The sequence below is a fragment of the Sphingomonas sp. P4_G3 genome (assembly GCF_056401105.1).
Genome location: NZ_JBFUJZ010000004.1, coordinates 17,010 through 43,425 on the forward strand (window position 1 = coordinate 17,010; position 26,416 = coordinate 43,425).

Here is a 26,416-nt window from a genome sequence, read left to right on the forward strand (position 1 = left end):
GGCTCAGCCGGTAAAGGCGGTGCGATGAGCACCGAGCTACCCAAGACCTTCGACCCTGCGGAAATCGAGACGCGCTGGTATGCGCATTGGGAGGAGAGCGGCCAGTTCCGCCCCGATCGCCCCGGCGCCGAACCGTGGACGATCGTCAACCCGCCGCCCAACGTGACGGGTTCGCTGCATATCGGTCACGCGCTCGACAATACGTTGCAGGATGTGCTGGTCCGTCATGCCCGTCTCAAGGGCAAGGATGCCTTGTGGGTGGTCGGTACCGATCATGCCGGCATCGCGACGCAGATGGTGGTCGAGCGCCAGATGGCCGAGCGCCAGCAGAAGCGCACCGACTTCACGCGCGAGGAGTTCGTCGCCAAGGTCTGGGAATGGAAGGCCGAAAGCGGCGGCGAGATCACGCAGCAGCTCCGCCGTCTCGGTTGCTCGATGGATTGGGCCAACGAGCGCTTCACGATGGACGAGGGCTTTTCCAAGGCCGTCCTCAAGGTGTTCGTCGACCTCTACAACCAGGGCCTGATCTACCGCGACAAAAGGCTGGTGAATTGGGACCCGGGTCTCGGCACCGCGATCAGCGACCTCGAGGTCGAGACCAAGGAGGTCAAGGGCAGCTTCTGGCAGATCCGCTATCCGCTGGCGGATGGGTCGGGATCGATCACCGTCGCAACGACGCGGCCGGAGACGATGCTCGCCGACATGGCGGTCGCGGTGCATCCCGAGGATGAGCGCTACAAGGCGATGATCGGCAAGCAGGTGAAGCTGCCGATCACCGGCCGCCTGATCCCGGTGATCGGCGACGAGCATGCCGATCCGACGCTCGGTACCGGCGCGGTGAAGATCACGCCGGGGCACGATTTCAACGATTTCGAAGTGGGCAAGCGCGCCGGGTTCAAGGCGGGCGAGATGCTCAACATGCTCGATGCCAAGGCGCAGGTTCAGCAGACCGCCGACGGGCTGATCCCCGACGACCTGCTCGGCATCGACCGCTTCTGGGCGCGCAAGCTGGTGGTCGAGCGGCTGAAGGAAGGCGGCTTCCTGGTCCCGCACATCGACAAGGACGGCGTCGAGCATGACGCCGAGCCGCGCACGATCCAGACGCCTTATGGCGACCGCTCGGGCGACGTGATCGAGCCGTGGCTGACCGACCAATGGTATGTCGATGCCGAGACGTTGGCGAAGGCGCCGATCGAGGCGGTCCAGTCGGGCGCGATCAAGATCGTGCCGAAGAGTTGGGAGAAGACGTTCTTCAATTGGATGGAGAACATCCAGCCGTGGTGCGTCAGCCGGCAATTGTGGTGGGGGCATCGGATTCCGGCGTGGTTCGCCGACGATGGACGCATATTAGTTGCCCAAGATGAGCAGGCGGCTTTGCTGCAAGCGATTGGGGGCGATAACGCCGGGCTCGACCTGATGGGAGGGTCGGCGATCGTCGTGGAGGATGAGCGCGCCGCGCAGGCGCTGCGCGAGACGCTGGCCGACAATGATAAGACGCTTATCCTGTGGCAGGACCCCGACGTCCTCGACACTTGGTTCTCCTCCGCGCTTTGGCCCTTCGCGACGATGGGCTGGCCTGACGAGACCGATCCCAAGCTCCACAGCCGCTATCCTAACGACGTGCTGATCTCCGGCTTCGACATCCTGTTCTTCTGGGACGCGCGGATGATGATGCAGGGCATGCACTTCATGAAGGACGTGCCGTTCCGCACGCTCTATCTGCATGGCCTGGTGCGCGCCGCCGACGGGCAGAAGATGTCCAAGTCGAAGGGCAATGTCGTCAATCCGCTCGGGCTGATCGACCAATATGGCGCCGACGCGTTGCGCTTCTTCATGGCGGCGATGGAAAGCCAGGGCCGCGACATCAAGATGGATGAGAAGCGCGTCGAGGGCTATCGCAACTTCGCGACCAAGCTGTGGAACGCCGCGCGCTTCTGCCAGTCGAACGGCATCGGCGCGTCCAAGACGCTCGAGGCGCCCGTGGCGACGCTGGCAGTCAACAAATGGATCATCGGCGAGACGATCCAGACGGTGCAGGCAGTCGATCTCGCGCTCGCCGATTACCGTTTCGACGGTGCCGCCAACGCGATCTATCAATTCGCCTGGAGCCGGTTCTGCGACTGGTATCTCGAACTGATCAAGCCGGTCTCTAGCGGCGACGAACGCGGCGCGATCGACGACGAGAGCAAGGCGGTCGCCGGCTGGGTGCTCGACCAGATCCTGGTCATGCTCCATCCGTTCATGCCGTTCGTGACCGAAGAGCTTTGGTCGAAGCTCGGCGTGCGCGACGACGACCTGATCGTCGCCAAATGGCCGATCGCCGATGCACGCGCGATCGATCCCGAAGCGGGCAAGGAGATCGACTGGCTGATCCGGCTGGTCAGTGAAGTGCGGTCGAGCCGCACCGAACTCAACGTGCCGCCAGGAGCGCGGCTTCCCGTCTATCTTCGCGATGCCTCGGCCGAGACGCAGGCGCGGTTCGAGCGTCTGGCGCCGGCGATCGCACGGCTCGCGCGGATCGATCGCGCTGAGGGCGAGGCGTCGGGCGGTGCGGCACAGGTCGTGGTGGACGAGGCGACCTTCGTCCTGCCGCTCGAGGGCGTGATCGATCTCGCCGCCGAGCGCACCCGCCTGACCAAGGCGATCGAGGCGGCGGCCAAGGAGCGTGACGGGCTGGCCGGGCGCCTCAACAATCCGAGCTTCGTCGAGCGCGCCAAGCCCGAGGCGGTCGAGAAGGCGCGGGCGGATCATGCCGAGAAATCGGCCGAGGCCGAGCGGCTGACGGCGGCGCTGGCGCGGCTGGGTTAGCCACACTTACAACGTCACCCCGGCCTTGTGCCGGGGTCCACTCCTCCTCTTGCGAAGGCAGGAGTTGTGGCACGGTGGATGCCGGGACAAGCCCGGCATGACGAAGTGACTGCCGACTCCGGGCGAATGCCACTCGCCGCCCAGTAACGCCAAGGAACATCTCTCCCGCGAACGGATTATGTTGCGCCTTGGGCTAGGCGAACCGGCGCCCATTCCCTATCGAACCGCACGACAGCGAAACGACCAGCGAATCCGGCCGTCCGGGCCGAAGAAAGGCAATCCACCGTGGCGCAGCCGCCGCAACAGCCTCAGCACCGGGGGCCGGGAGGCCGACGCGATCTGACCGTCGGACCGATCGGCTCGACCTTGCTGGCGTTCGCGCTGCCGACCCTCGCGTCGAACATTCTTCAGTCGCTCAACGGCTCGATCAACTCGATCTGGGTGGGGCGCTTCCTCGGCGAAAGCGCGCTCGCGGCGACCTCCAACGCCAACATCATCATGTTCCTGATGTTCTCCGCCGTGTTCGGCTTCGGCATGGCGGCGACGATCCTGATCGGCCAGTCGGTCGGGCGCAACGATATCGAGGGTGCGCGGCGCGCTTTCGGATCGGCGGTCGGCCTGGTGATCGGCGGCGCAGTCGTGATTTCGATCCTCGGCTGGCTGTTCGCGCCGCAGATATTGCGGCTGCTGGCGACGCCGGGCGAGGCGCAGAACATGGCGCGCGATTATCTGCGCGTGATTTTCCTCGGCCTGCCTTTCTCGATGCTCGGCGTGCTCATCTCGATGAGCCTGCGTGGCACCGGCGATTCGGTCACGCCGCTCTGGTTCATGGGGTTGAGCGTCGCGATCGACAGCAGCTTCAACCCGCTGCTGATCGACGGCATCGGCCCGTTTCCCAAGATGGGCATCGCCGGCTCGGCGACGGCGACGTTACTCGCGGGGATCGTGTCGTCGGCGGGCATGCTCATCTATGTCTATTGGCGCGACCTGCCGATTCGCTTGCGCGGGCACGAACTGCGCTATCTGATCCCCGAAAAGGCGCTGGTGAAGACGATCCTCGCCAAGGGTCTGCCGATGGGCGCGCAGATGCTGGTCATGTCGACCGCTGGTCTCACGATGATCGGCCTCGTCAACCGCCACGGCGTGGAAACCGCCGCGGCCTATGCGGTGTCGCAGCAGCTATGGACCTATATCCAGATGCCGGCGATGGCGATCGGCGTCGCGGTCAGCTCGATGGCGGCGCAGAATATCGGCGCGGGCAAATGGGAGCGGGTCAACGCGATTACGCGCTCGGGCATCGTCTACAACACGATCATCACGCTGGTTGTCATCACCGCGATCATCCTGTTCGACCGTCAGGTGATGACCCTGTTCGTCGGCAGCGGCAGCCCGGCGATCCCGATCGCGCGGCATATCCAGCTGATCTCGAGTTGGACCTTCGTGATGTTCGGCGCGACGATGGTGCTGTTCTCGACCGTGCGGGCCAACGGCGCGACGGTGCCGCCGCTGATCATCCTGGCGGTCGCTTTCTATCCGGTTCGTCTCGGCTTCGCGATCTTCGGTCAGCCGCTGATTGGTGCCGACGCTTTGTGGTACGCCTTTCCAATCGGCTCGATGGTCTCGCTGCTGCTCGCCGCCTGGTATTACCGGAGCGGCCATTGGCGCGAGCAGGTGCTGATCGTCCCGCCCGAGCCCGAGGCGGAAGAGCATGCCCATGGCACCGGCGAGCCGGCGGGACGGCTGCATCCAACGGGTTGAGCGAGAGTCTCCCCGGCCCCTTGCGCGCAGCGGCGGGGAGGCTCAAATGCGCGGCCATGAGCCAATACCCCGCGATCCGTCTCCGCCGCCCTCGCGCTTCGGCGTGGAGCCGGCGGATGCATGCCGAAACCACCCTGACCGCCGCCGATCTGATCTGGCCGCTGTTCATCGCCGAAGGGCGAGGCGTCGAGGAACCGATCGCCAGTCTGCCGGGCGTATCGCGCTGGTCGGTCGACGGCATCGTCGCGCGGGCGAAGGAAGCGCGTGACCTCGGCATCCCGTGCATCGCGCTCTTCCCCAACACGCAACCCGATCGCCGCACCGATGATGGCAAGGAAGCGCTCAATCCCGACAATCTGATGTGCCGCGCGATCCGCGCGCTCAAGGACGCGGTGCCCGATATCGGCGTGCTGACCGACGTCGCGCTCGATCCCTATACCAGCCACGGGCATGACGGCTTGCTCGACGATAGCGGCTACGTCCTCAACGACGCCACGGCGGACGTGCTCGTCGGCCAAGCGCTCAATCAGGCTGCCGCCGGTGCCGACATCATCGCGCCGTCGGACATGATGGACGGTCGCGTCGGCCTGATCCGCGACGCGCTGGAGGCGGAAGGCCACGTGAACGTCCAGATCATGTCCTATGCCGCAAAGTACGCCAGCGGCTTCTATGGTCCGTTCCGCGACGCGGTCGGCTCGCGCGGGCTGCTCAAGGGCGACAAGAAGACCTATCAGATGGACCCCGCCAATGCCGAGGAAGCGCTGCGCGAAGTCGCGCTCGACCTCGCCGAGGGTGCCGACAGCGTGATGGTCAAGCCGGGGCTGCCGTATCTGGACATCATATTGCGAGTGAAGGATCGATTCGAAGTCCCTGTATTCGCGTATCAAGTGTCGGGCGAATATGCGATGCTGGAGGCTGCCGTGGCGGCCGGTGCCGCCGAGCGCGACGCGGTGGTGCTTGAGACGCTGATGGCGTTCAAGCGTGCGGGTTGCTCGGGCGTGCTGACCTATCACGCGCTCCACGCGGCGAAGCTGCTGGCAAAATGATCGAGACGGCTCGCCTGATCCTCCGCCCGTGGCGCGAGGATGACAAACCTGCGTTCGACGCGATCATCAACACGCCGGCGATGATGAAGCATTTCGGCGGGGTCGCGCCGCGCGAGCGGATCGACACGCTGATCGACAGCCAGATCGCCAAACAGGACGCCGACGGCCATTGCATGTGGGCGGTCGAGACCAAGGCAGATGGCGCGCTTGCCGGGATTTGCGGGCTCAGGCTTGGCGGCCATCCCGATACGCCAGTCGACGGCATGTACGAACTCGGCTGGCGAATCGCCGAGAAGCATTGGGGGCAGGGGGTCGCACGCGAGGCGGCCGAGGCGAGCCGTGACTGGGGCTGGACGAACACGCCGGCCGAGACGATCGCGGCGTGGACCAATCCCGACAACGCGCCGTCCTGGGGGCTGATGATCCGGATCGGCATGACGCGCCGTCCCGAGCTCGACTTCCGCCATCCGCGCTATCTCGATAATGACGACGTGATCGGCGACATGATCGTCTACGCGATCGATCGACCGCGATGAGCGCGATCGAGACCGAACGACTAATCCTGCGCGGCTGGCGCGAGAGCGACGTCGCGCCGTTCCATGCCATGTGCAACGATCCGGAGGTCATGCGCTATCTCGGGCCGCCGCTGAGCCGCGAGGATGCCGAAGCCGCCGCGGCCCGCCAGAACGGATTCATCGCCAGCCACGGCTACTGTTTCTGGGCGGTCGAGCGAAAAGCCGATGGCGCGTTCCTCGGCTTTTGCGGCCTCAAGCCTGGCCCCGAGGGTACGCCGCTCTTCCACCAGGTCGAGATCGGCTGGCGGCTCGCGCGGGACGCCTGGGGCCGGGGCTATGCGCGCGAAGCGGCCGAGGCGGCGATCGCCTGGGGTTGGGCGAACACCGATGCCCCCGGTATCGCGGCGATGACGAATATTGAGAACGTGCGCAGCTGGGGCCTGATGGAGCGGCTCGGCATGATGCGCGATCATGCCGCCGATTTCGACCATCCGGCGGTGCCGATCGACGATCCGTTAAGGCCGCACATCGTCTACCGGATAGCGCGGCCTTAGTCCCACAGCGTGCCGTTGAGGCGCTCGACCACATAATCTGCACCCGATTCCGAAAGGTGTTGTTGGTCAATGAAGAACGGAATCTCTCCGTCATTGGTTCGGCACCGATCATTGGGGCACAACAGATCGCGCAGTTGCGCGAAACGAACGCCGCGGACGGCGTGAGCGCTCTCTGCGACGATCGCATTGCCGCGATCGACCAGCGGGTCGAAGAAGCGATCGTCGACTGATCCGTCCATCTCGCTCAGCCCCGGCGTCGTGTAGCCCTCGATGAGCCCGCGCAACGGCAGCGCTTGCGCCCAGACATGGCGCGCCGGGTCGAATCGCAGCCAAGGCACGTCCCCCAGCAGAACGACCTTCTTGCCGGCGTCACGGAGGCGAGTCAGCGTTCGGCCGAGCGCCGAGCGCAGTTCGATGTCGCTTGAGCTGTCCGTATTCGTCCCGTTGGCGGGTATCACCCCATCGCCGATGGCAATGGCACGAGCGCTGAAAGGCGACTGCCAGAATGCCGTCAGGACGACGATCTTGATGCGGGGATCCCGGGCCGCCTTTTCGATCGCGGCAATGTTGAAATCAGCGCAGGCCCGCGATGCGCCGGGATGCTCGCGCAGCCTGAGAGTCGCGCCGAGCAACGGTGGGCAGGAACCCGCCGTCATCTGGATCAGCCCGTAACCGTGCGCACGGGCATCCTCGCGCAGCGCGTCGCCGAGCGACGATGCATGGCTATCGCCAAGCAATGCGACAAGCGGGCCATTGCCGGGCGGCGCGCAGAATGGGCTGGGGTTCGGTCGATCGACGCCATAGCCGGTCAGGCAAGAGCTCCTGCTCTTGGTCAGGATTCTCTCTATGCGCCGTGACGATGCGCCGGTTCGGTCGGGAATGCCGCCGGACAGCGCGATACCACCGAACAGCGCGAGACTCGCCGCAAGCGCGATGCCGTAGCGCCGCAGGGCGGCCGGATTGGTGCGGCCATGCCGGGGGTGGCGCCAAGGCCGTTCGATCCAACGCCAGCAGCAATAGGCAGGAACGATCGACCCGATCGCCGTTGCCGCCAGCAGCAGCGGCGGTACCGGACCAGCAGCGGCGACGCGGAGGAAGGCGAGCGGCGGCCAGTGCCAGAGGTACCAGGAATAGGAGATGAGCCCGATCGCGACCAGCGGGCGGCTGCCGAGCAGGTGGCGGTTGATGCCGCTTTCGGGTGCCGCAATCATCATCGCCGTACCGAGGGTCGGCAGGAGCGCGGCATAGCCCGGAAAGCGCACCTGTTCGTCGAACAACCGCAAAGACGCGGCGATCGCCACCAGCCCGGCAACGGCGATCCATTGCTGTACGGCAGCCGGGAGCCGGAAGCCCGCGCAGTAGGCGATCGCCAGCGAGACGCCGATACCGAGCTCCCACGCACGCGTCGGCAATAGGTAGAAGGACGCGACCGGCTCGATCGGTGTCGCCAGCAGGCCGAGCAAAAGCGATAGGCCCGTAATGGCGAGCACCGCCCATAACGTGCTTCGGACGCTCCATCGGCGAAGCACCAGTAACAATGGCGGCAGGAGCAGATAGAATTGTTCTTCGATGCCGAGCGACCAGGTCATCAGGAACGGCTCGAGCACCGCGCTTGGCGTGAAATAATCGGTTGTGTGGAAGAACCAGAAATTGGAGATGCCGAGCAACGCGGCGACCGCCGAGATCGCGAACCGCGCAAGTTCGCTCGGCCCCAGGATCAGCACTCCCGATCCCAGCGTCGCCAACGACACGGCGATGAGCGCCGGCAGGATGCGCCGGGCGCGCCGGGCGTAAAAGGCGGCAAAGCTGAATCGGTGATCGGCGATCTCGTGATGGACGATTCCGCCGATGAGAAATCCCGAGATGACGAAAAATATATCGACGCCGGCGAACCCGCCGGGCAGCCAGCCGAGGCCGGCGTGAAAGAGCACGACGGAGGTAACGGCAATCGCGCGCAGCCCATCGATATCTGGACGATAGCCGGCACGCGCTCCGGCCAGAGCCGATCGGTCCGCAATTTGCCCGGTCGCCATATCCATCGCCGCGATCTAGGCGATAGAAGTTGAAAGAAGCTGAAATCCGATAAGCTTAGCGATCAAACTTTGATTGCAAGGTTGGATTATTGATGTTCTCCTTATGTTCCAGCGCAGTGCGTTGGACGGATCGCAGAGGAGAATTGCATGCAAATCAATGGCCCCAGCCAAATCGTTTTTCCGGACGGTTCGGCACAGCAGAGCTTGGCGCTGACTACCAGCGGCACTACCGGTACCGTCGACTTCAGCGTCACTGAAATCCCTGCGCAGGTTGCTTCGGTACGCCTGTCGGCCACCGCTTCACCGCTGGCTGTCGGCGCCGCGCTAACGCCAGCGCAGGCCGGAGCACTGGTCGTAACCCGTACCGCCAGTGGCGGCACCGGTTACGGCCCGAYGATCGACAAGTCGGCGATCGTCGGCGTCCGCTCGCGTGTCTACGCGACCGGCACCGCCGCGCCCGCTTTCACCACCGGCGATTCGACGGCGGTCACCGCGTGCAAGAATGGCAACTATTTCATCCCGGACTTTCCGACGGGCGGCAGCGGCACCTTCACCGTCGACATGCTGTTCGATATCGGTACGGCGATCACGCTAGGTAAGGTGGTCGATACGCTATTGAGCCTGGGGTACACCACGGCGACCAGCGATCAGTGGACCGGCGTCTCTGCCACAACCCTGGTCAGCGGCGACGGCACGACCGTATCGGTGCTGAACGCGCTGACGATCACCGCTGACAGCACCAATCCATTCAACCAGAAGAAGCTGAATGCGACTGTCACCGGCGCATTGTCGGGCCGCTGGGTCGGTGTGCGGCTGACCGCTGTCTCGCCGAGCCGCTACCCTTGCGTGTTCGGCGGCCTTGGCGTGCAGGCAAGCACCGGGTCGGGCTCGACCTTCACGCCATTGCCGTCGCCGGTCTATTTCGGCGTTACCGCGACCGACAGCGGGTCGGGATCGGGTGCGCTCATCGACCAGTCGTCGATCGTCGGCGTACGTACGCGCGTCTTTGCCAGTGGGACGACCGCGCCGTCTTTCACGACTGGCGACGCCAACGCCGTGACCGCATGCAAGGACGGCAACTACTTCATCCCCGGCCTGCCGACGAGCGGCACTGGAACCTATACGATCGACGTGTTGCTGGACATCGGCACCGCAATCACGCTGGCCAGTGTCGCTGACACGAAGGCCAGTTTGGGCTACACCACGGCGACGACCGATCAATGGACCGGAGTCACCGCCAACGCGATCGCAAGCAGCGACGGCACGACATTGTCGGTGCTCAATGCCCTGGCGATCACCGCGGACAGCGCCAGTCCGCTCAACCAGAAGAAGTTGAACGCGACCGTCTCCGGTGCACCGACCGGTCGCTGGGTCGGATTCCGCCTGCTTGGCGTGTCGCCCAGCCGTTATCCGTGCGTATTCGCCGCGTTGGGCGTGCATCCGGCCAGCGGCAGCGGATCGTCCGCCACCTATCGCGTGCCGATCGGCGACACATCGACCGATTTCGGCTCCACTCCGCCGCCGACTGGTAATCCGGTGGTCTATGGCGATCCGGGCACGCGTTTCCCGCTCGGCATCTATCTTCCGTCCCCGGCGGCGAGTTATGCACTGACGATCCCCGTCGGGCTGTCGCTCGTTGTGCGCTCGACCAGCCCGACGACCATCACCGTAGGTTCCGCCTATAGCCTCACCAGCGCCACCGGGCCGTTTGCTCCCACCCAGACCGCAGGGGGTGCGAGCAGCGTATCGCTGCAGATTGTGGGCAGCGGCAAAAGCTTCGACGGCACCAACCTTAACCTATCGGCCGGCACCTATCTCGCCTCTCCAGCGCTCGGGCTGAGCTTCGCGAGCAGCAGCGACGCGAGCAAAAGCCAGACGCCGCCGGCCTTCACCCTGTCGTTCAAGGGGGTCATCCCGACCGACAAGAACGTCATCGCCGCGGTCTACGAATATGGCGAAGGCGGCATCGTGCTACTCGGCAACTGGGCGACCAACAACGTCATCGTCCGGATCGAGCGCGACGGCACCGTCGAGGAGTTCGAGAGCCCGAGTGTGTTCTCGAACACCGCGGTCGAGGACGTAGCGGTGCGTTATGTCGACAATGCCTCGGGGGCAGGCGGGACCATCAGCTTCCTCCGTGCCGGGACACAGGTGGGGACGGCGCAGACAACGACGATCAAGCCGCGTGTCGTCCCTGACGCTCCGCTGGAAAGCAACGCGCTATCGGGCAACACTGCCGGCGGCGGTGCGCTCAAGGTGCAAAAACTCGGCGTCACCGTTGATCTTCCCTCGCAGAGCGAAAGCTTCACGCCGGTTTCGGCGGGCAACGTGACCGCCACGCAGTTGCAGAACCTCTATATCGATGCGCTGGCGGTAATGGCGCCGCAAAGTGCGCGGACGGTGACCTATCAACCGACGGGTGGATCGGTCCAAGCACTGGATGTGGTCATCGGCCCCCTGACGGTGCCGGCAGGCGCTCCGTATCGAGCAGTGCTCGAGGACTGGTCGAGCGGCTCGGCTGTCAGCCATGCCAACGTGCTCGTCATGACCAGACCGGTCAGGCAGAATTGCGTGTTCGAGGATGCGCAATTGGGGGCGGTTCCGCCATGGATCGAGTGTCTGCCGCAAGGCGCGGTACCGGTGATCGGCGGCATCGCCTATTATTGCGAAGCCGTGCGCATCGGGAGCTACGCGACCTTCCAGTTCGGCTATGACTGGACGACCGCGACGATGCCCAACAACCCGTTCGGCGATCCCAGTGGCAAGAACAGCTACATGGTGCCGCACAAATGGCGAATCGAAGATTCCTCAGGCAATCTGCTCGGCAAGGTCGAAAGGCCCGATGGCGGCCCGCTGAACGGCACTGACATCCCGAGAATCTTCGCCGGCAGCTATGACGGCAACGGTGTGGCGATCACTAACGCCACCGATAGATGGTATCCGCACGGCACGGTCCGCGCGGCGGTGATCTGGCGCTCGGCAACGCCGACGGCACAGAGCCAATCATTCATCAACGCCAATCTGCCGCGGTACGACATCACCGTGCCGTATGCGTCGCACACCCATTTCTCCAACAATGGCGGGGACATGCGCTTGTGGAGCGACGGACAGGCCAACGGGTTTGGCAATACGCGCGTCATGCCGTGGCAACCGACCACTTATGCTGCCCTGGTACCGCAGGCGGGTGTCACGCAGGATCCGTACAAGGCGTCGCTCTACGCCGACGTGTCGCTCGCGTCGGTGGCATCGACGTGGCTTAAATATACGCCGTTCAATCAAGCCGGCCGCAGCCCGGTGACGGGGCCGGGCGGTGCTCGTGACGATCGCGCCGGCATCGCCGAGCCCGTTGCCCAATATATGTACGACGTGACCGCCACGCGGCCGCACGACGGCACGCTGTTCGCCGCGATCGCGCTGGATTATTGTTCGAGTTACGCCAGCGATCCCTATCATTGTTTCGAAGGCGGGCGATGTGTGCCCCTGTTCAAGGGGCCCAACGCTAATCGTACGATCACCCTGCGGAATCACTATTATGGTGCGGGTGACGGCGCGACGCCGCCGGAAAGGGCCTATTACATCCAGGGCGGCCAGCCTTATGTGTTCGCGACGCAATACAGTCCGTTACGGGTCACGGTGCCCTATGCCGGTTCTGCGGCGGACAAGCCCTATTTCGGGACGAACGAAATCGATTCGCTGCATGCGCATCAGTTCCCGCACTGGGGCTCGTTGCTCTGGAAAACGCCCGAATTCGCGTTCCTTGGGCACAAACTCTGGGATCAGACCCGTCTCTATCTGAACGTAATCATCAACGAATCGTCGGCCCAGCGCTGGGCGGTACGCGATGGTGCGTGGTCGTTCCTCCATGCCGCATTGGCGTGGAAGACGGCATCGGCGAATTCCGACCGGCTCTATAGTCGGGCCGAGGTGATGGCATTTGCTGTCGCCGATTTCGAAGCGTTCAGCGACATGCACAAGACGGCCACGCCCGGCTTCGACCATCCGCCGGCCAACCTGTTCACCGGCGGCGCAATTGATCCGGTCAAAGTCGCCTATGCCGGTGCGAGCAAGTTCGGCATCATCATCCCGATCAACGACGACTATGGCCAGCACGATTTCTATGCGGGCTACTGGCTAAGCGCGCTGGGAATCGGCGAGAAGCTGGGCTTCAATGCCGCGTTGCGCAGTGCATCCGCGAAGGCAGGGGCCGTGCTCGACTGGCTGATCGCCCAGCATCGCAAGCGGATCGTCGGGCGCATCAACTCGGCACCGCGTGCCAATCTGGCCGACAACAATTATCTGTTCGTGTTATGGAAGACGGCGTCGATCAACGCCGCGAGCGGGAATGTTGCCAGCCTGCCGCAAACCTTTGCCGCAGTCGCGACGCAGAACGGCAATGCGCCGAGTTGGGATTATTCGACCGCCAACGGCGTCACGGATATCCGAGATGGCCAGGCGACCGACCAGCTGCTGGCCGGCCCGTCAATCCTGAAGAACCAATTGGCGCAGACGGGCACCGATCTCGACTCGGCGCTCACCACTGTCACCGGTTGGCGCAACCAGAAGAAAAGCGAGCAGTTGGCGCTGGGCTCCAACGCAGGGCAGAGCTGGTTCCGATATCTGAATGCGATGAACAATCCAGCCATAAGCTGAACTGAATGACGGCGCTCAGTGGCTGAGCGCCGTCACCCTCCGTCCGTTTCGGCTCATTTCTCGCCGAGGATCGCCTTGATCACGGCGATCTTCTTCTGCTGAGTTTCCATCTGTGTCTGCGCCTTGGCGCGCGCTTCGTCCAGCGCTGGATAGGGGGGATCGCCGGCCACGCCGCGCTCGCTGGCCAATTGGTCGAGATCGCTGACCGCCCCCAGCGTATCGACGCGGAGCGAATCGAGATCGGCGAGCGCCGATTCGGCGCGCACCCATTCGTTGCTGCCCACCGCCTGCGCGGCCGGGCTGCGCGCGGCGCTCTCCGCGGTGGCGGCGCTGGCGGCAAACGCCGCGTCCGACGCGCCCAGCTTGGCGGCGATCGCCGCGATCTTCTTGTCGAGTTCGGAATCCGGGGCTGCGACTGGCGTCACCACTTCCGGCTCGGCGTCCGAGCGCGATTCGATCGGCCGTAACGCGAGCGACGGATAGGTGCCCGGTGGTTCCGTGCAGCCGACCAGCCCGAGGGTAAGGAGTATCGCGATCCGCTTTGACATGACGCTGCTCTAGGCGGCGAAAAACTATGGCGCAACGCACTTGCGCTTCCCGAAACACCCCTCTATGTGCCGCGTCTCCCAGGCGCCCGTAGCTCAGCTGGATAGAGCATCAGACTACGAATCTGAGGGTCGGACGTTCGAATCGTTCCGGGCGCGCCATTTCCATTCACAGGCACAAATGCCTATCGCCGCCGCCTCTATACCAGAGGCGGCGGTTCGCGTTCTGCGCCAGCTCGCCGCGCATTGTCGTGGGGCGACGGCAGCTGTACCGGCCGGCGGCACCTGCCGCTCGCAGACCCACATCCGGAATTACGACGATGATGATGAAACTCTTCTTCAGTCGAAATCCAAATCCGCGGCTTGCGGTCGCGGTCGCACGCTACCTGAATTCGGCGATCGACTTTGAATATGCTTCGCCGTTCGCGCCGGGCGAATCCGAGAAGTTCCGGGCTTTGAATCCGAACCTTTCCCTGCCCATTCTCGTGGGCGGCGAACGGGTCCTCTGGGAAGCGGACGCCATAGCATGCCGGCTTTCGCGTGACGCAGCGTCGGACTTCTGGCGCACAGGTGATGACGAGCCGGAAATGATCCGTTGGCTGAGCTGGGGGAAGGAGCATTTCATGCGGGCGTGCGATATGGTCCATTTCGAGCGTGGAACGAAGCAGCGTTACGCCCTCGGACCGATCGACGCCGAAAAGGTTGCGGAAGGGCTGGCGCGTTTCCACGACGCTGCCACCATCCTTGAAAGCGAACTCGCGGCGCGAGAGTGGCTTGTCGGGGAATCGGTTTCGTATGCCGATTTCCGAATGGCCGCCTTTCTGCCGTTCAACGACGTCGCCCGCCTGCCCATCGACGAATATCCGGCGATTGGCCGGTGGTATGATCAACTCGAGAACATCGAGGCATGGCGGGAGCCGTTCCGGGGATTGGATGCTCCCGGCCTGCCACCAATAACACCACCGCGATAGCGCTCGACTAGCACTCGGAGGGAAGTGCTCTCGCAATGGGTGTCGAATAGCGAACTGACGCTGCTTGCCGCCGATGCCGATGTCAGTCGCAATGCCGATGGCTGGAATGTCGCAGCCGCCAATTGGCGATATGCGCCCTGGCGAGGCACAGGCTGCCGAGGATCGTCACCGGTGTCTCCCAACGCCCGCCGAGCAGGAACAGCGCGCCGGTCGCGAGCAGAATCAGCCCTGCTGCGCCAATCATCAAGGGATGGGCCCGTCGATGATGGTGCCGGCCGGTAAACAGGGCCAGCGCCGAGGTCGGAACGGCGAAGGCCAGGACCCAGACGTGGAAACTCTCGGGAATGGGAAGGAACGACGATAGAGCGGGCAGGGCAGCCAGCAAGAGCGGCAGGCCGATACAATGGATCAGGCACAGCGCCGACGCACCGACCGCGGCGCGCTCCACCCAGTCGATACCTGGCGCCCCCGCGGCGGGTTGTCGGTGGGACATGCGATTCTCCAATGTCGATGCGCCTTTGACGATGTTGGTCGGGAAGGCTCGCGGCTAGCGGCCACCACGGGCGCGCCGCGGCGGCTGGCCAACCCCAGCGGGGCGCGCCACCGGCACGCCCCGATCCGTGCTCAGAACTTCTTGCTGATGCCGGCGAAGAATCCGCGCCGCGCGCCATATTGCGGCGCGCCGACGCCGACCCCCGATCCGTCGCGGATCAGGTAGCTCTTGTCGAACAGGTTCACGACGTCGAAGCGGATCGACAGCCCTTTGAGCACGCCCGGCCCTTCGAGATTCTGCGCGATCCCGATATTGGCGGTGACGTAGGAGGGCAGCTTGCCGCCATTGGGGACGATTCCCGCAGGATCCTCCGCGCGCAGGCCGTCGCCGTAGAGGAAGTCCACCGCCGGAACGAGCGTGCCGATCCCGTCATGGATCGTGACGCTGGCGCCGCCCGACGCCGTCCAATTCTGCGAATGGTCGGTGAAGATATAATGGTTGGAGATGTAGGCGAGTTCGTCCGGCGCGAAGAAATATTGGCTCGAGACGATGTTGCGTCCCTTCTCTTCGCCGCGCGCAACGTTGGCGTAGAGATCGACCGGCCCCTTGGTGTAATTGGCGCTGAGTTCGACGCCCCAGGCATAGCCCTTGGCGTAGTTGAACGGCGACAGCACCAGCGACGTGCCGAACTGCCCCTCGTCGAGCAGGTTGCGCTTGATCTTGTAATAAGCGTCGAGCCCGATCTTGAGGCCCGGCAGCAGCTTCTGCTCCAGTCCGGCATCGAAATAATGTTCGCGCTCGGCACGGACCGGATCGGCGGTCGCGATCTCGGGTTCCTTGGTCGTGCCGTTGAACAGCGCCAGCGTCGGTGCCGCGATCAGTTCCTGCGGCGGCGGCGTGAAGTTGCGCGCATAGCCGAGATGGAAGGTGGTGCCGTCGCTTGGCTTCCAGACCAGATTGACGCGTGGGCTGACCTGTTGCTCGCGGGTATAGGCCCGCACTGCGTCGAAGCGGACGCCATAGTTGAGCGTCAGCCTTGGAGTCAGCGACCATTCGTCCTGGAGATAGATGCCATAAAGCTGGCCGTTGCGGCCGCCCTTGTCGGTGATCGTGATCGGCACGTCGGAGGTCTGGTTGCCGTCTCCGTCGACGGGGAACACGCGCGAGGTCACCAGCGACCGCGTCCGCTCGTTCTGGACGAACAGCCCGAAGCGCAGCATGTGCGTGTCGGATAACTTGTAGCTTCCATCGGCCTGGACCCCAGCGGTCAGGCTCGACAGGCGCGAGCGATCGGCGACGCCGGTGAAGATGAGGTCGCCGCCCTGCGGATCGGGCGTGAAGCGGGTCTGCGAATAACGCACGAACGGCGCGACCTGAAAATTGAGCGCCCCGCCGGCATATTGGTAGGCGAGCACGCCATAATGCGTGATCTCGCGCTGGTTCTGGTCGAGCTTGGCCGAATCGAAAGACGACTGCCCATTGAGAATGAAGGCTGGCGTCTGGCCCGGGTTGTTGGGAATCTGGAAATAGCCGATCGACGTGCCGCCGAACGCGGTGATGCGGCTGGTCGAGGAGACGATGTCCGAAACATAGGCGAACGCCCGGTACTGACGTGTGCGGTCGTGGATCGCGTCGCGCGTCGCAATCGGGTTTTCGACGCCCAGATCGTTCTGAAGATAGCTGCCCGAGGCGAAATAGCTCAGCGATCCGTCCGATCCGTGAATCGACGCGCTGGGATTGAGCGTGTTCCGGCTGCCGCCGTAAAAGCCGACATCGCCGCCATCGTCGAACCCGCCCGTGCCGGTCTTCAGGCTGACCACGCCCGACGTGCGATAGCCATATTGCGCCGGCAAGGTACCGGTGATGAGCTCGACCGAGTCGGCGATCCGGGGGTCGAAGGTCTGGCCGAAGCCGGAGATGCTTTCCGGCACGATCACGCCATTCAGCCGGTATTGCAGGTTACCATGCTCGTTGCGGACGTGCACCGCGCCATAGCTGTCGAGTGTCACGCCCGGAGCCTGCGACAGGATCTGGACCAGGCTGACGTTGACGCCGCCGGGCTGCTTGGCGAGCATCGCCTTGTCGACCGTATAGGCGCTGGCGCCGAGCGATGGCAGGATGGCGTCGCGCGCGGCGTCGAGCCGCTGCGCGGTGATCACGATGTCTCCCGGCTGAGCCGACGACGTTGGGGTGGGGGCAGGGGCAGGGGCAGCCGGTGACGGGTTGGCCGGCGCGTCCTGGGCCGAGGCAATTGCGGGAAACAGCGCGACGGATGCCGCGCCCAGCAGGAAGAGATGTCGCATTCGAATAAACTCCGGGAACCTTGGTCGCGGATTCACGGTGGAATCCGCGGGACGCGACCGGGCACGGTGCCGTGCCTTCGCGTCGCGGCGATACAGTCAGGCCTGGAGTTGGATCGGGGGTGCGCGGCTATGCCAGCCGAGCGAGCGCCGTTGGAGGATCAGCCCGAACGCTAGCCCGGCGACGAGCCAGACGAGCATCGGTTGGGGCGCCGGCAGGACGATCGGCGCCGGCGGCAGATAGGCCGCGCTTTGCGCGATTTCCCGGCAGATCGGACAATTTGCCGGGGAATCGAACGGGGAGTTTCGGTCCGACGAGGACGCCGCGGCCACATTTGTCCCAGCCGCGGCGGTCGAGATCGGTGCGCTGGCGAAATGGTTGTGGGTCTGCGCAACGAAGCTCTGCCACGAAAAGGCCAGCAGCATGGCCAGCAGCACGGCGACCCAGCCAGCACTCAGTCGCCGCCCCGAACGGGACGGGCGCGACGTGCTGCCGATGCGCTTTGCGATAGTCGCCATAATCTCCGGCCGGTCGTTCGACGAACGGGTTGCGGTCGTGCCCTGCTATGTTGCATTGTTACATGAATCAAGCCCGTTTCGTTGCGGTGCACCATTCCGCTGGGTTATAACCGTGGCGCAGCGGCGATGAACCGGGCGTTTGCGTGCGCATGGTTTCGCGCTACGCCGCTAGCCATGATCGACGACGACAAGAGGATCGCCGCCGAGGCCGCGGTCGCCGAAATCCGTGACGGCATGCTGGTCGGCATCGGCACCGGATCGACCGTGGCGTTTGCGATCGGCGCGATCGCCGCGCGCCTGCCCGAGCTGCGCAAGACGATATTTTTCGCCACGTCGATCGCTACCGAACAGGCGGCGCGCGATGTCGGCATTCCGATCGGGCGATTCGCGCTCGCGGCCCGACTCGACCTGACGATCGACGGCGCCGATGAGATCGACCCCGCATTGCGCGTCATCAAGGGCGCGGGCGGCGCGTTGCTGCGCGAAAAGATCGTTGCCGAAGCGTCCGAGCGGATGGTGGTGATCGCCGATTCGTCGAAACGGGTCGATCGACTGGGCGCCGCGCCGCTGCCGGTCGAGGTGTTGCCCTTCGCCCGCAGCTTCGTCGCGGCCCGCTTGGCGGCGCTGGGAGCAGAACCTGTCCTGCGTATGGCGGACGAAGGCGCGTGGCGCAGCGATCAGGGCAATGTCATTTTCGACTGCCATTTCGCGTCGTTCCCGGACCCCGCTGGCCTCGCGGCAGCGTTGCAGGCGATCCCGGGCGTGATGGGACATGGCCTGTTCCTGCGCGAAATCGACGCCGCCTATGTCGCCGATGGGGGAACCGTTACGAAAATGGAACGCAATACCACCTGACGGGTGGCAAGCGCTCAAGGCTCCCCATATAGGGCGTGGAAATGGCGCAACCGCGATGCGGCCTGCGCGTTCGTCCACCCGAAGCGGGAGCCTGAAAGAGAATGTCCGATACCCAGACCGCCGACGTGGATCAGCTCAAAGAGGATGGCTCGATCGAGCGCCTGACCATCGACACGATCCGCACGCTGTCGATGGACGCAGTGCAAAAGGCCAATTCGGGGCATCCCGGCACGCCGATGGCGCTGGCGCCGGTTGGTTACACGCTCTGGTCGCAATTCCTTCGCTACGATCCGTCGACGCCGACCTGGCCCAATCGCGACCGGTTCGTGCTGTCGGTCGGCCACGCTTCGATGCTGCTCTATTCGCTGATCCACCTCGCCGGAATCGAGGAAGTCGACGGCACGGGAAAGAAGACCGGCAAGGAAGCGGTCAGCCTCAACGATATCGAGAATTTCCGTCAGCTCGGCTCGAAGACGCCGGGCCATCCCGAATATCGTCACACTACAGGAGTCGAGACCACGACCGGTCCGTTGGGGCAGGGCTGCGGCAATTCGGTCGGCATGGCGATCGCCGAGCGCTGGCTCGCGGCGCGCTATAACAAGGACGGGTTCACGCTGTTCGATCACGACGTCTATGCCTTGTGCGGCGACGGCGACATGATGGAAGGTGTCTCGGCCGAGGCGGCGTCGATCGCCGGGCACCTCAAGCTCTCCAACCTCTGCTGGATCTACGATTCGAACCACATCTCGATCGAGGGCGACACCGCGCTCGCCTTCGACGAGGATGTCGGCAAGCGCTTCGAGGCTTATGGCTGGAACGTCATCCATGTGAACGACGCCAATGACTGCGCCGCGATGGCGCAGGCGCTCGAGACGTTCCGCAAGACCGACGACCGGCCGACCTTCATCGTCGTCCATTCGGTGATCGGCTGGGGCAGCCCGCGCGCCGGCAGCGAAAAGGCGCATGGCGAGCCGCTCGGCGTCGACAATGTCAAGGCGACCAAGGAGGCCTATGGCTGGCCGCAAAAGGACTTCTATGTCCCCGACGGCGTCGAGAAACATTTCAACCAGGCGATTGCCGGCCGCGGCCGCCCGCTGCGCGAGGAATGGGAAGCGAGCTTCGCCAAGTATAAATCGGCTTATCCCGATCTCGGCAAGGAACTCGACCTGATCCTGTCGGACCGGCTACCCGATGGCTGGGATGCCGACATCCCGACTTTCGACGCCGACGAAAAGGGTCTCGCGACCCGCGATTCGAGCGGCAAAGTGCTCAACGCGATCGTGCCCAAGGTGCCGTGGCTGCTCGGTGGCTCGGCCGACCTCGCGCCCTCGACCAAGACCGACATCAAGAACGCGCCGTCGTTCGAGCCGGGCAATTACGGCGGCACCAACTTCCATTTCGGCGTGCGCGAACACGGCATGGGCGCGGTGGTCAACGGCATGTCGCTGTCGCATCTGCGCGCTTACGGTTCGACCTTCTTCGTGTTCCTCGACTATATGCGCCCGCCGGTGCGGCTGTCGTCGCTGATGGAATTGGGCTCGGTCTGGGTGTTCACCCACGATTCGATCGGTGTCGGCGAGGACGGCCCGACTCACCAGCCGATCGAGCAATTGGCGATGCTCCGCGCGACGCCGGGGATAGACACGATTCGCCCTGGCGACGCCAATGAGGTTGCCGCGGCGTGGCGCGCGCTGATGATCGATGGCCGGCACCCGACTGCGCTCGTTCTGTCGCGTCAGGCGATGCCGACGCTCGATCGATCGACCTATGCCAGCGCCGACGGCGTTGCGAAGGGCGCCTATGTACTGGCCGACAGCGATGATCCGCAGGTGATCCTGATCGCGAGCGGATCGGAAGTCAGCCTGGTGACCAAAGCCTATGAGCAGCTCAAAGCCGAAGGTATCGCGGCGCGCGTCGTGTCGATGCCGAGCTGGTTCAGGTTCGAATTGCAGGATCAGGCGTATCGCGAAAGCGTGCTGCCGTCGGGCGTTACCGCGCGTCTCGCGGTAGAGATGGGCGGCGAAATGGGCTGGGACCGTTATGTCGGCCCGAAGGGTTCGACGATCACCATGTCGACCTTCGGTGCCTCGGCCCCGCTCGCCGGTCTGCAGGACAAGTTCGGGTTCACCGTCGAGAATGTGGTGAAGAGGGCGAAGGAACTGATCGGCAAATAACAGGCCGTCATCCCAGCGAAAGCTGGGATCTCGTGCCGCATGAGACCCCAGCTTTCGCTGGCGTGACGCAGAAGGAAAGACACATGGGACGGATCAACGATCTGGAAAAACTCGGTCAGGCGATCTGGCTCGACTTCATCGACCGCAAGCTGCTCACCGAGGGCGGTTTGAAGAAGCTGGTCGAGGAAGACGGCGTCACCGGCGTGACCTCCAACCCGTCGATCTTCGAGAAGGCGATGGGCCATGGCAATGCCTATGACGCCGAGCTCGCCGAGTTCGACAAGGCCCATCCGGGTGCATCGGCGATGGCACGCTACGAGCATCTCGCGATCGAGGACATCCAGGCGGCCGCCGACACGCTGCGCCCGGTCTATGACCGACTGGGTGGCAAGGACGGCTATGTCAGCCTCGAAGTGTCGCCCTATCTCGCCAACGACACCGATGAGACCGCCGCCGAAGCCGAACGGCTATGGAAAGCGGTCGGCCGGCCCAATCTGATGATCAAGATCCCCGGCACCGCCGCGGGCGTCCCCGCGATCGCGACGTCGATCGACAAGGGCATCAACATCAACGTGACGTTGCTGTTCTCGATCGAGGCATACAAATCGGTCGCGCTGGCGTTCGTCGAGGGTCTCGAGAAGCGCGCAGCGCGCGGTGAGGCGGTCGACCGTATCGCCAGCGTCGCGAGTTTCTTCGTCAGCCGCATCGACACCAAGATCGACGATGCCATCGACGCGGGAACGGGCGGCGACGAGGCCAAGGCGCTGAAGGGTAAGGTGGCGATCGCCAACGCCAAGGCAGCCTATGCCTGGTATCAGGATTTCATCCAGTCGGACCGCTGGCAGGCGCTCGCCGCCAAGGGTGCGATGCCGCAGCGACTGCTCTGGGCGTCGACCGGTACCAAGAACCCCGATTATTCGGACGTGCTCTATCTCGATACGCTGATCGGCCGCGACACGGTCAACACGGTGCCGCCCAAGACGCTCGACGCGTTCCGCGATCACGGCACCGCCGCCGAGACGCTGACCCAGGATCTGGACGGCGCGAGGCATGTGCTGGCCGAGGCCGAACGGCTCGGGCTCGACCTGCAGGGCGTGACCGAAACTTTGGTCGAGGAAGGCGTCGCCTCCTTCTCCAAGGCGTTCGACGACCTGCTCGGCGCGATCGCCGCGAAGCATCCCGTCGAAGCGACCTGATTTCACCCTCATCATGCCGGGCTTGTCCCGGCATCCAACGGGCCTCACGCGATATCGCCCGTGGATAGTTGGACCCCGGCACAAGGTCGGGGTGACGCAGGAATAGATCAGCGCTTCAGGAGTTTCACATGAAAATCGGAATCATCGGCCTCGGCCGCATGGGCGGCAATATCGCGCGGCGGCTGATGCGCGGCAATCACGAGACCGTCGTCTACGATCGCGCGCCCGAAGCCGTGAAGGAAATCGTCGCCGATGGCGGCATCGGTGCCGGGTCGCTGGAGGACATGGCGGGCAAGCTCGACAGTCCGCGTATTTTCTGGGTGATGTTGCCGGCGGGCGCGCCGACCGAGACTACGATCGAGACACTGACCGGGCTATGTTCGCCCGGCGATATCATCATCGATGGCGGCAATACCTTCTACAAGGACGATATCCGCCGCTCGAAGGCGCTGGCCGGGAAGGGCCTGAAATATGTCGATGTCGGCACCTCGGGCGGTGTCTGGGGTCTGGAACGCGGCTATTGCATGATGATCGGTGGCGATGACGACGTCATGCGCCATCTCGATCCGATCTTCGACACGCTCGCGCCGGGGCTGGGTACCATCCCGCGCACGCCCAACCGGATGGCGCAGGAAGGCGAGGATCCGCGCGCGGAGAAGGGCTATATCCATGCCGGCCCCGCCGGTGCGGGCCATTTCGTCAAGATGGTCCATAACGGCATCGAATACGGCCTGATGCAGGCCTATGCCGAGGGCTTCGACATCCTCAAGAGCAAGGTCTCGGAGCAATTGCCCGAGGATGAGCGCTTCGATCTCAACCTCACCGACATCGCCGAGGTATGGCGCCGCGGATCGGTGATCTCGTCCTGGCTGCTCGATCTGTGCGCACAGGCCTTGGCCAAGGACCAGGCGCTCGATCAATTCTCCGGCCGCGTCGCCGATTCGGGCGAGGGGCATTGGACGATCGAAGCGGCGATGGAAGAAGCGGTGCCCGCGCACGTGCTGACCGCGGCGCTGTTCGCGCGCTATCGCAGCCGCGTTGAGCATACTTATGGCGACAAATTGCTGTCGGCGATGCGCTTCGGGTTCGGCGGGCATGTGGAGATGCCGCAGTGACGCAAGCCGATCCGGCGATCCGGCTGGTCATTTCGGACGTCGACGGCACGCTGGTCCGTAAGGACAAGTCGCTCAGTCCCCAGGTCATCGCCGCGGTGCATCGCCTGCGTCAGGCCGGCGTCGCGTTCACCCTGATCAGCGCGCGTCCGGTGTCGGGCGTGTTGCCGCTGATCGCGCCGCTGGGGATCGATATCCCCCTGGCGGCGATCAACGGCGGGATCGTCTTCCGCCCGGACGGCAGCGTGATCACCAGGCATGGTATCGACCCCGAGGTCGTGCATGGCATGTTCGCGTTGGCCGAGGGCGTTCCGGTCGATCGCTGGGTGTTCGCCGATGGCCGTTGGTATGCCTCCAGCCTTGCGGGCGTCCATGTCGAGCATGAGCATGTCGCCTCGAACCAGGAGCCGATCCTGCGCGACGATTTCAGCGATCTCTATGACCGTGCCGACAAGATAACCTTCGTCAGCGATAACCCGCCGGTGCTGAAGGATCTCGCCGCTCGCGGCGTTGCGCAATTCGGCGCGCGCGCGACGATCGGGCAGAGCCAGACCTATTATCTCGACGTCACCGACACTCACGCGAACAAGGGCGATGGCGTGGCGGAGCTCGCCGCTATCCTGGGCGTCGATCTCGCGCATGTCGCGGTGTTCGGCGATATGGACAATGACGTCGCCATGTTCGCGCGCGCCGGCATGTCGGTGGCGATGGGACAAGCGCCCGACACGGTGAAGGCCGCCGCCGATTTCGTCTCGTCGAGCAACGAGCAAGATGGCGTGGCGCATGCGATCGACGCGTTCGTGCTGGCGCGGGCGGTGGCATGAAGAAGCTGGTCGCGTTCGACCTCGACGGGACATTGGCGCTCAGCAAACAGCCGCTCGACGAGGATATGGCGGGGCGGATCGCGGATCTGCTCGACGTCTGCCTGGTCGACATCATTTCGGGCGGCGACTGGCCGCAATTCGAAAAGCAGGTCGTGTCGCGGCTACCGGAGCGGGCCAAGCTCGAGAACCTGTTCATTCAGCCGACCACGGGGACCAAGCTCTACCGCTGGTCGGGCGAGTGGAAGCCTGTCTATGCCGAATTGTTCTCTGACGGTGAGCGCCGTCAGATCGAGACGGCGCTCGACGACGCCGTCAAGGCCGAGGGTCTCGACGAGGGGCAGACCTGGGGCGACCGGATCGAGGATCGCGGCAGCCAGATCACCTTTTCCGGCCTGGGCCAGGACGCTCCTTTGGTCGCGAAGAACGCCTGGGATGCCGATCGCTCGAAGCGTGAAGCGCTGCAGAAAAGGCTGCGCGCCGCACTGCCCGATCTGTCGATCAATATCGGCGGATCGACCTCGATCGACATCACGCGCCAAGGTGTCGACAAGCAATATGGGCTGAAGAAATTGCTGCCGGTGGCTGGGGTGCGCGCGGCAGAAGTGTTGTTCATCGGCGATGCGATCTACCCGGGCGGCAACGACTATCCGGCCAAAGAAATGGGGCTCGACACGATCAAGGTCGATGAGATCGAGCAGACCCGGCTGGTGATTTCGACCGTCGCGACGGTGCTGAAGGGCTGAGTTTGGGGAGGGGCTGACGCCAGCCGTTACCCCCATCGTCATCCCGGCCTTGTGCCGGGATCCCACCGCGCCATCCTCCCGATTAGGAGTTGTTGCACGATGGATGCCGGGACGAGCCCGGCATGACGATGGTCAGTTAATCGCGCAATGCGCTCTCCACCGCGTCATGGAACAGGCGAATGCCGCCTTCCATGCTGCCCAAGGTCAGCCGGTCGATCGCGCCGGACATCAGCCCTTCCTGGCACAAAGCCGCCGCGCGGAAATCTTCCGAACCGAAGACCTCGCCGTCGAGCAGGTTCCAGCTCTTTTCCCAATGCGCCTGCGCCTTATCCGTCGCGGGAGGCTCGGGGATCAGCATGAAATCCTCGACCAGCACGCGGTCGACGCCGCGCGGCATCAAGGTCATCAGGTTCATGTAATCGGGGCTGACCACCAGCACCGTCGCCGGGAACATCTGATAGGTATAAGTGATCGCGCGGCGCAGGGTCGGCCAATCCTCCGCCGCGCAGTCGTCCGCAGACACGTCGCGACCGACCGCGGAGCGCTGGTGCGCGCCGATCATGTCGCCCGAGGCGACGCCATCCTTGAAGAACGGACCGATCGTCGCGGCGTGGAGGCGCTGGACGTGATAGCTTTCCAGGAAGGCATCCATGATCTGTTTCCAGTTTGCCGCGACATCGTGGGTGCGGCGGCGGAACAGATATTGGCCGGCGAGATTGAAGGCGTCGAAATCATGACCCAGCGTCTCGGGCTCGGCGAAATCGGCTTCTTCGTCGAACGCGAACCAGATCAGCCCGCCCGCTTCGCAGGTCGGCAGGCGGCGCAGCCCGAACTCGCTTTTGTCGAGATCGGGAAAGGCGTCGGTCCGCGGCAGCGCGAGCAGCGCGCCGTCGAGCGCGTAGGTCCAAGCGTGATAGGGACAGACCAGGCGCGCGGCGCAGACCGGCTCCTGGCCTTCGATCAGCCGCGTGCCGCGATGGCGGCAGACGTTCATGAAGACGTGCGCCTTGCCGTCGCGGTCGCGCGTGATGAGCAGCGGCTTGCCATAGCCGTCGTGCGGCACCGCCATGCCGGGGTCGGGCAGCAGCGCCGACGGCGCGATTACCAGCGGGCGTTTGGCGAAGATCGCCGCCCGCTCGGCCTCGAACCGTGCCGGATCGGTATAGGCGGCAGCGTCGACATGGGTGATTCCGCCACCGCGCCGCTCGCCACCTTCGGCCAGTTTCTTCGCCAGCGCGAGCTGCCCCGCGGTCGGAGCGATCCTGGTCGCCACGTTCATGGGCTTCCTCTCCCGATTTTTGCGGTTAGTGTCTGCCGTAA

19 protein-coding genes and 1 tRNA gene are annotated in these 26,416 nt (G+C 64.5%); 14 read left to right on the forward strand and 6 right to left on the reverse strand.

Annotated elements, in window-relative coordinates; all coding sequences use genetic code 11:
- Window positions 1-24: 24 nt before the first annotated feature.
- From AC1DQQ_RS11860 to AC1DQQ_RS11880, 5 genes are all read left to right on the forward strand, one after another.
- Window positions 25-2,808 (forward strand): valine--tRNA ligase, encoded by a 2,784-nt coding sequence (locus AC1DQQ_RS11860; protein ID WP_478045307.1) that lies wholly within the window; start codon window positions 25-27, stop codon window positions 2,806-2,808.
- 285 nt (window positions 2,809-3,093) lie between these two features.
- Window positions 3,094-4,566 (forward strand): MATE family efflux transporter, encoded by a 1,473-nt coding sequence (locus tag AC1DQQ_RS11865; RefSeq protein ID WP_478045308.1) that lies wholly within the window; start codon window positions 3,094-3,096, stop codon window positions 4,564-4,566.
- Between the two features lie 56 nt (window positions 4,567-4,622).
- The gene (gene hemB / locus AC1DQQ_RS11870) at window positions 4,623-5,612 is read left to right on the forward strand and encodes a porphobilinogen synthase (RefSeq protein WP_478029913.1); all 990 of its coding nucleotides are present in this window, start codon (window positions 4,623-4,625) and stop codon (window positions 5,610-5,612) included.
- Window positions 5,609-6,148 carry a GNAT family N-acetyltransferase gene (locus AC1DQQ_RS11875; RefSeq protein ID WP_478045309.1) on the forward strand — a complete coding sequence of 180 codons (540 nt, stop codon included), beginning with the start codon at window positions 5,609-5,611 and terminating at the stop codon, window positions 6,146-6,148. The genes hemB and AC1DQQ_RS11875 overlap by 4 nt, the downstream gene beginning before the upstream one ends.
- Entirely contained in the window at window positions 6,145-6,681 is a 537-nt protein-coding gene (locus AC1DQQ_RS11880) for a GNAT family N-acetyltransferase (protein WP_478045310.1), read from the forward strand. The genes AC1DQQ_RS11875 and AC1DQQ_RS11880 overlap by 4 nt, the downstream gene beginning before the upstream one ends.
- Here AC1DQQ_RS11880 and AC1DQQ_RS11885 read toward each other — a convergent pair.
- Entirely contained in the window at window positions 6,678-8,714 is a 2,037-nt protein-coding gene (locus AC1DQQ_RS11885; RefSeq protein WP_478045311.1) for an acyltransferase family protein, read from the reverse strand. The two genes, AC1DQQ_RS11880 and AC1DQQ_RS11885, sit on opposite strands and share 4 nt — an antisense overlap.
- Window positions 8,715-8,861: 147 nt before the next feature.
- On the opposite strand from AC1DQQ_RS11885, the gene AC1DQQ_RS11890 reads away from it, so the two are divergent.
- Window positions 8,862-13,364 carry an autotransporter outer membrane beta-barrel domain-containing protein gene (locus tag AC1DQQ_RS11890; protein WP_478045312.1) on the forward strand — a complete coding sequence of 1,501 codons (4,503 nt, stop codon included), beginning with the start codon at window positions 8,862-8,864 and terminating at the stop codon, window positions 13,362-13,364.
- Window positions 13,365-13,417: 53 nt separating this feature from the next.
- Here AC1DQQ_RS11890 and AC1DQQ_RS11895 read toward each other — a convergent pair whose 3' ends face one another.
- Window positions 13,418-13,912: a hypothetical protein gene (locus tag AC1DQQ_RS11895; protein ID WP_478045313.1), complete on the reverse strand. Its 495-nt coding sequence runs from the start codon at window positions 13,910-13,912 to the stop codon at window positions 13,418-13,420.
- A gap of 82 nt (window positions 13,913-13,994) precedes the next feature.
- Here AC1DQQ_RS11895 and AC1DQQ_RS11900 point away from each other — a divergent pair.
- Together AC1DQQ_RS11900 and AC1DQQ_RS11905 are read left to right on the forward strand one after the other, a co-directional pair.
- Window positions 13,995-14,071 (forward strand) — tRNA-Arg (locus tag AC1DQQ_RS11900).
- A gap of 158 nt (window positions 14,072-14,229) precedes the next feature.
- Window positions 14,230-14,880, forward strand: a complete 651-nt coding sequence (locus tag AC1DQQ_RS11905) for a glutathione S-transferase family protein (RefSeq protein WP_478045314.1) — start codon at window positions 14,230-14,232, stop codon at window positions 14,878-14,880.
- Between the two features lie 82 nt (window positions 14,881-14,962).
- On the opposite strand, the gene AC1DQQ_RS11910 is transcribed toward AC1DQQ_RS11905, so the two are convergent.
- The 3 genes from AC1DQQ_RS11910 to AC1DQQ_RS11920 form a co-directional block, all read right to left on the reverse strand.
- The gene (locus tag AC1DQQ_RS11910; RefSeq protein WP_478029920.1) at window positions 14,963-15,373 is read right to left on the reverse strand and encodes a MerC domain-containing protein; all 411 of its coding nucleotides are present in this window, start codon (window positions 15,371-15,373) and stop codon (window positions 14,963-14,965) included.
- A gap of 131 nt (window positions 15,374-15,504) precedes the next feature.
- Entirely contained in the window at window positions 15,505-17,676 is a 2,172-nt protein-coding gene (locus tag AC1DQQ_RS11915; protein WP_478045315.1) for a TonB-dependent receptor, read from the reverse strand.
- A gap of 96 nt (window positions 17,677-17,772) precedes the next feature.
- Window positions 17,773-18,192, reverse strand: coding sequence for a DUF2946 family protein (locus AC1DQQ_RS11920; protein WP_478045316.1), 420 nt, complete (start codon window positions 18,190-18,192; stop codon window positions 17,773-17,775).
- Between the two features lie 174 nt (window positions 18,193-18,366).
- Here AC1DQQ_RS11920 and rpiA point away from each other — a divergent pair, with 174 nt between their 5' ends.
- The 6 genes from rpiA to AC1DQQ_RS11950 all read left to right on the forward strand — a co-directional run bounded on the left by rpiA (window position 18,367) and on the right by AC1DQQ_RS11950 (window position 25,096).
- Window positions 18,367-19,047: a ribose-5-phosphate isomerase RpiA gene (gene rpiA, locus AC1DQQ_RS11925; protein ID WP_478029923.1), complete on the forward strand. Its 681-nt coding sequence runs from the start codon at window positions 18,367-18,369 to the stop codon at window positions 19,045-19,047.
- 101 nt (window positions 19,048-19,148) lie between these two features.
- Entirely contained in the window at window positions 19,149-21,221 is a 2,073-nt protein-coding gene (gene tkt / locus AC1DQQ_RS11930; protein ID WP_478045317.1) for a transketolase, read from the forward strand.
- Window positions 21,222-21,304: 83 nt separating this feature from the next.
- Window positions 21,305-22,417 (forward strand): transaldolase, encoded by a 1,113-nt coding sequence (tal, locus tag AC1DQQ_RS11935; protein WP_478045318.1) that lies wholly within the window; start codon window positions 21,305-21,307, stop codon window positions 22,415-22,417.
- A gap of 128 nt (window positions 22,418-22,545) precedes the next feature.
- Window positions 22,546-23,532, forward strand: a complete 987-nt coding sequence (gnd, locus tag AC1DQQ_RS11940) for a phosphogluconate dehydrogenase (NAD(+)-dependent, decarboxylating) (RefSeq protein WP_478029926.1) — start codon at window positions 22,546-22,548, stop codon at window positions 23,530-23,532.
- A complete protein-coding gene (locus AC1DQQ_RS11945) occupies window positions 23,529-24,353 on the forward strand; it encodes a Cof-type HAD-IIB family hydrolase (RefSeq protein ID WP_478029927.1) in 825 nt (274 codons plus the stop codon). The genes gnd and AC1DQQ_RS11945 overlap by 4 nt, the downstream gene beginning before the upstream one ends.
- Window positions 24,350-25,096: an HAD-IIB family hydrolase gene (locus AC1DQQ_RS11950; protein ID WP_478029928.1), complete on the forward strand. Its 747-nt coding sequence runs from the start codon at window positions 24,350-24,352 to the stop codon at window positions 25,094-25,096. The genes AC1DQQ_RS11945 and AC1DQQ_RS11950 overlap by 4 nt, the downstream gene beginning before the upstream one ends.
- Before the next feature lie 136 nt (window positions 25,097-25,232).
- Here AC1DQQ_RS11950 and AC1DQQ_RS11955 read toward each other — a convergent pair whose 3' ends face one another.
- Window positions 25,233-26,375, reverse strand: coding sequence for an aromatic ring-hydroxylating oxygenase subunit alpha (locus AC1DQQ_RS11955; RefSeq protein WP_478045319.1), 1,143 nt, complete (start codon window positions 26,373-26,375; stop codon window positions 25,233-25,235).
- Window positions 26,376-26,416: the final 41 nt, after the last annotated feature.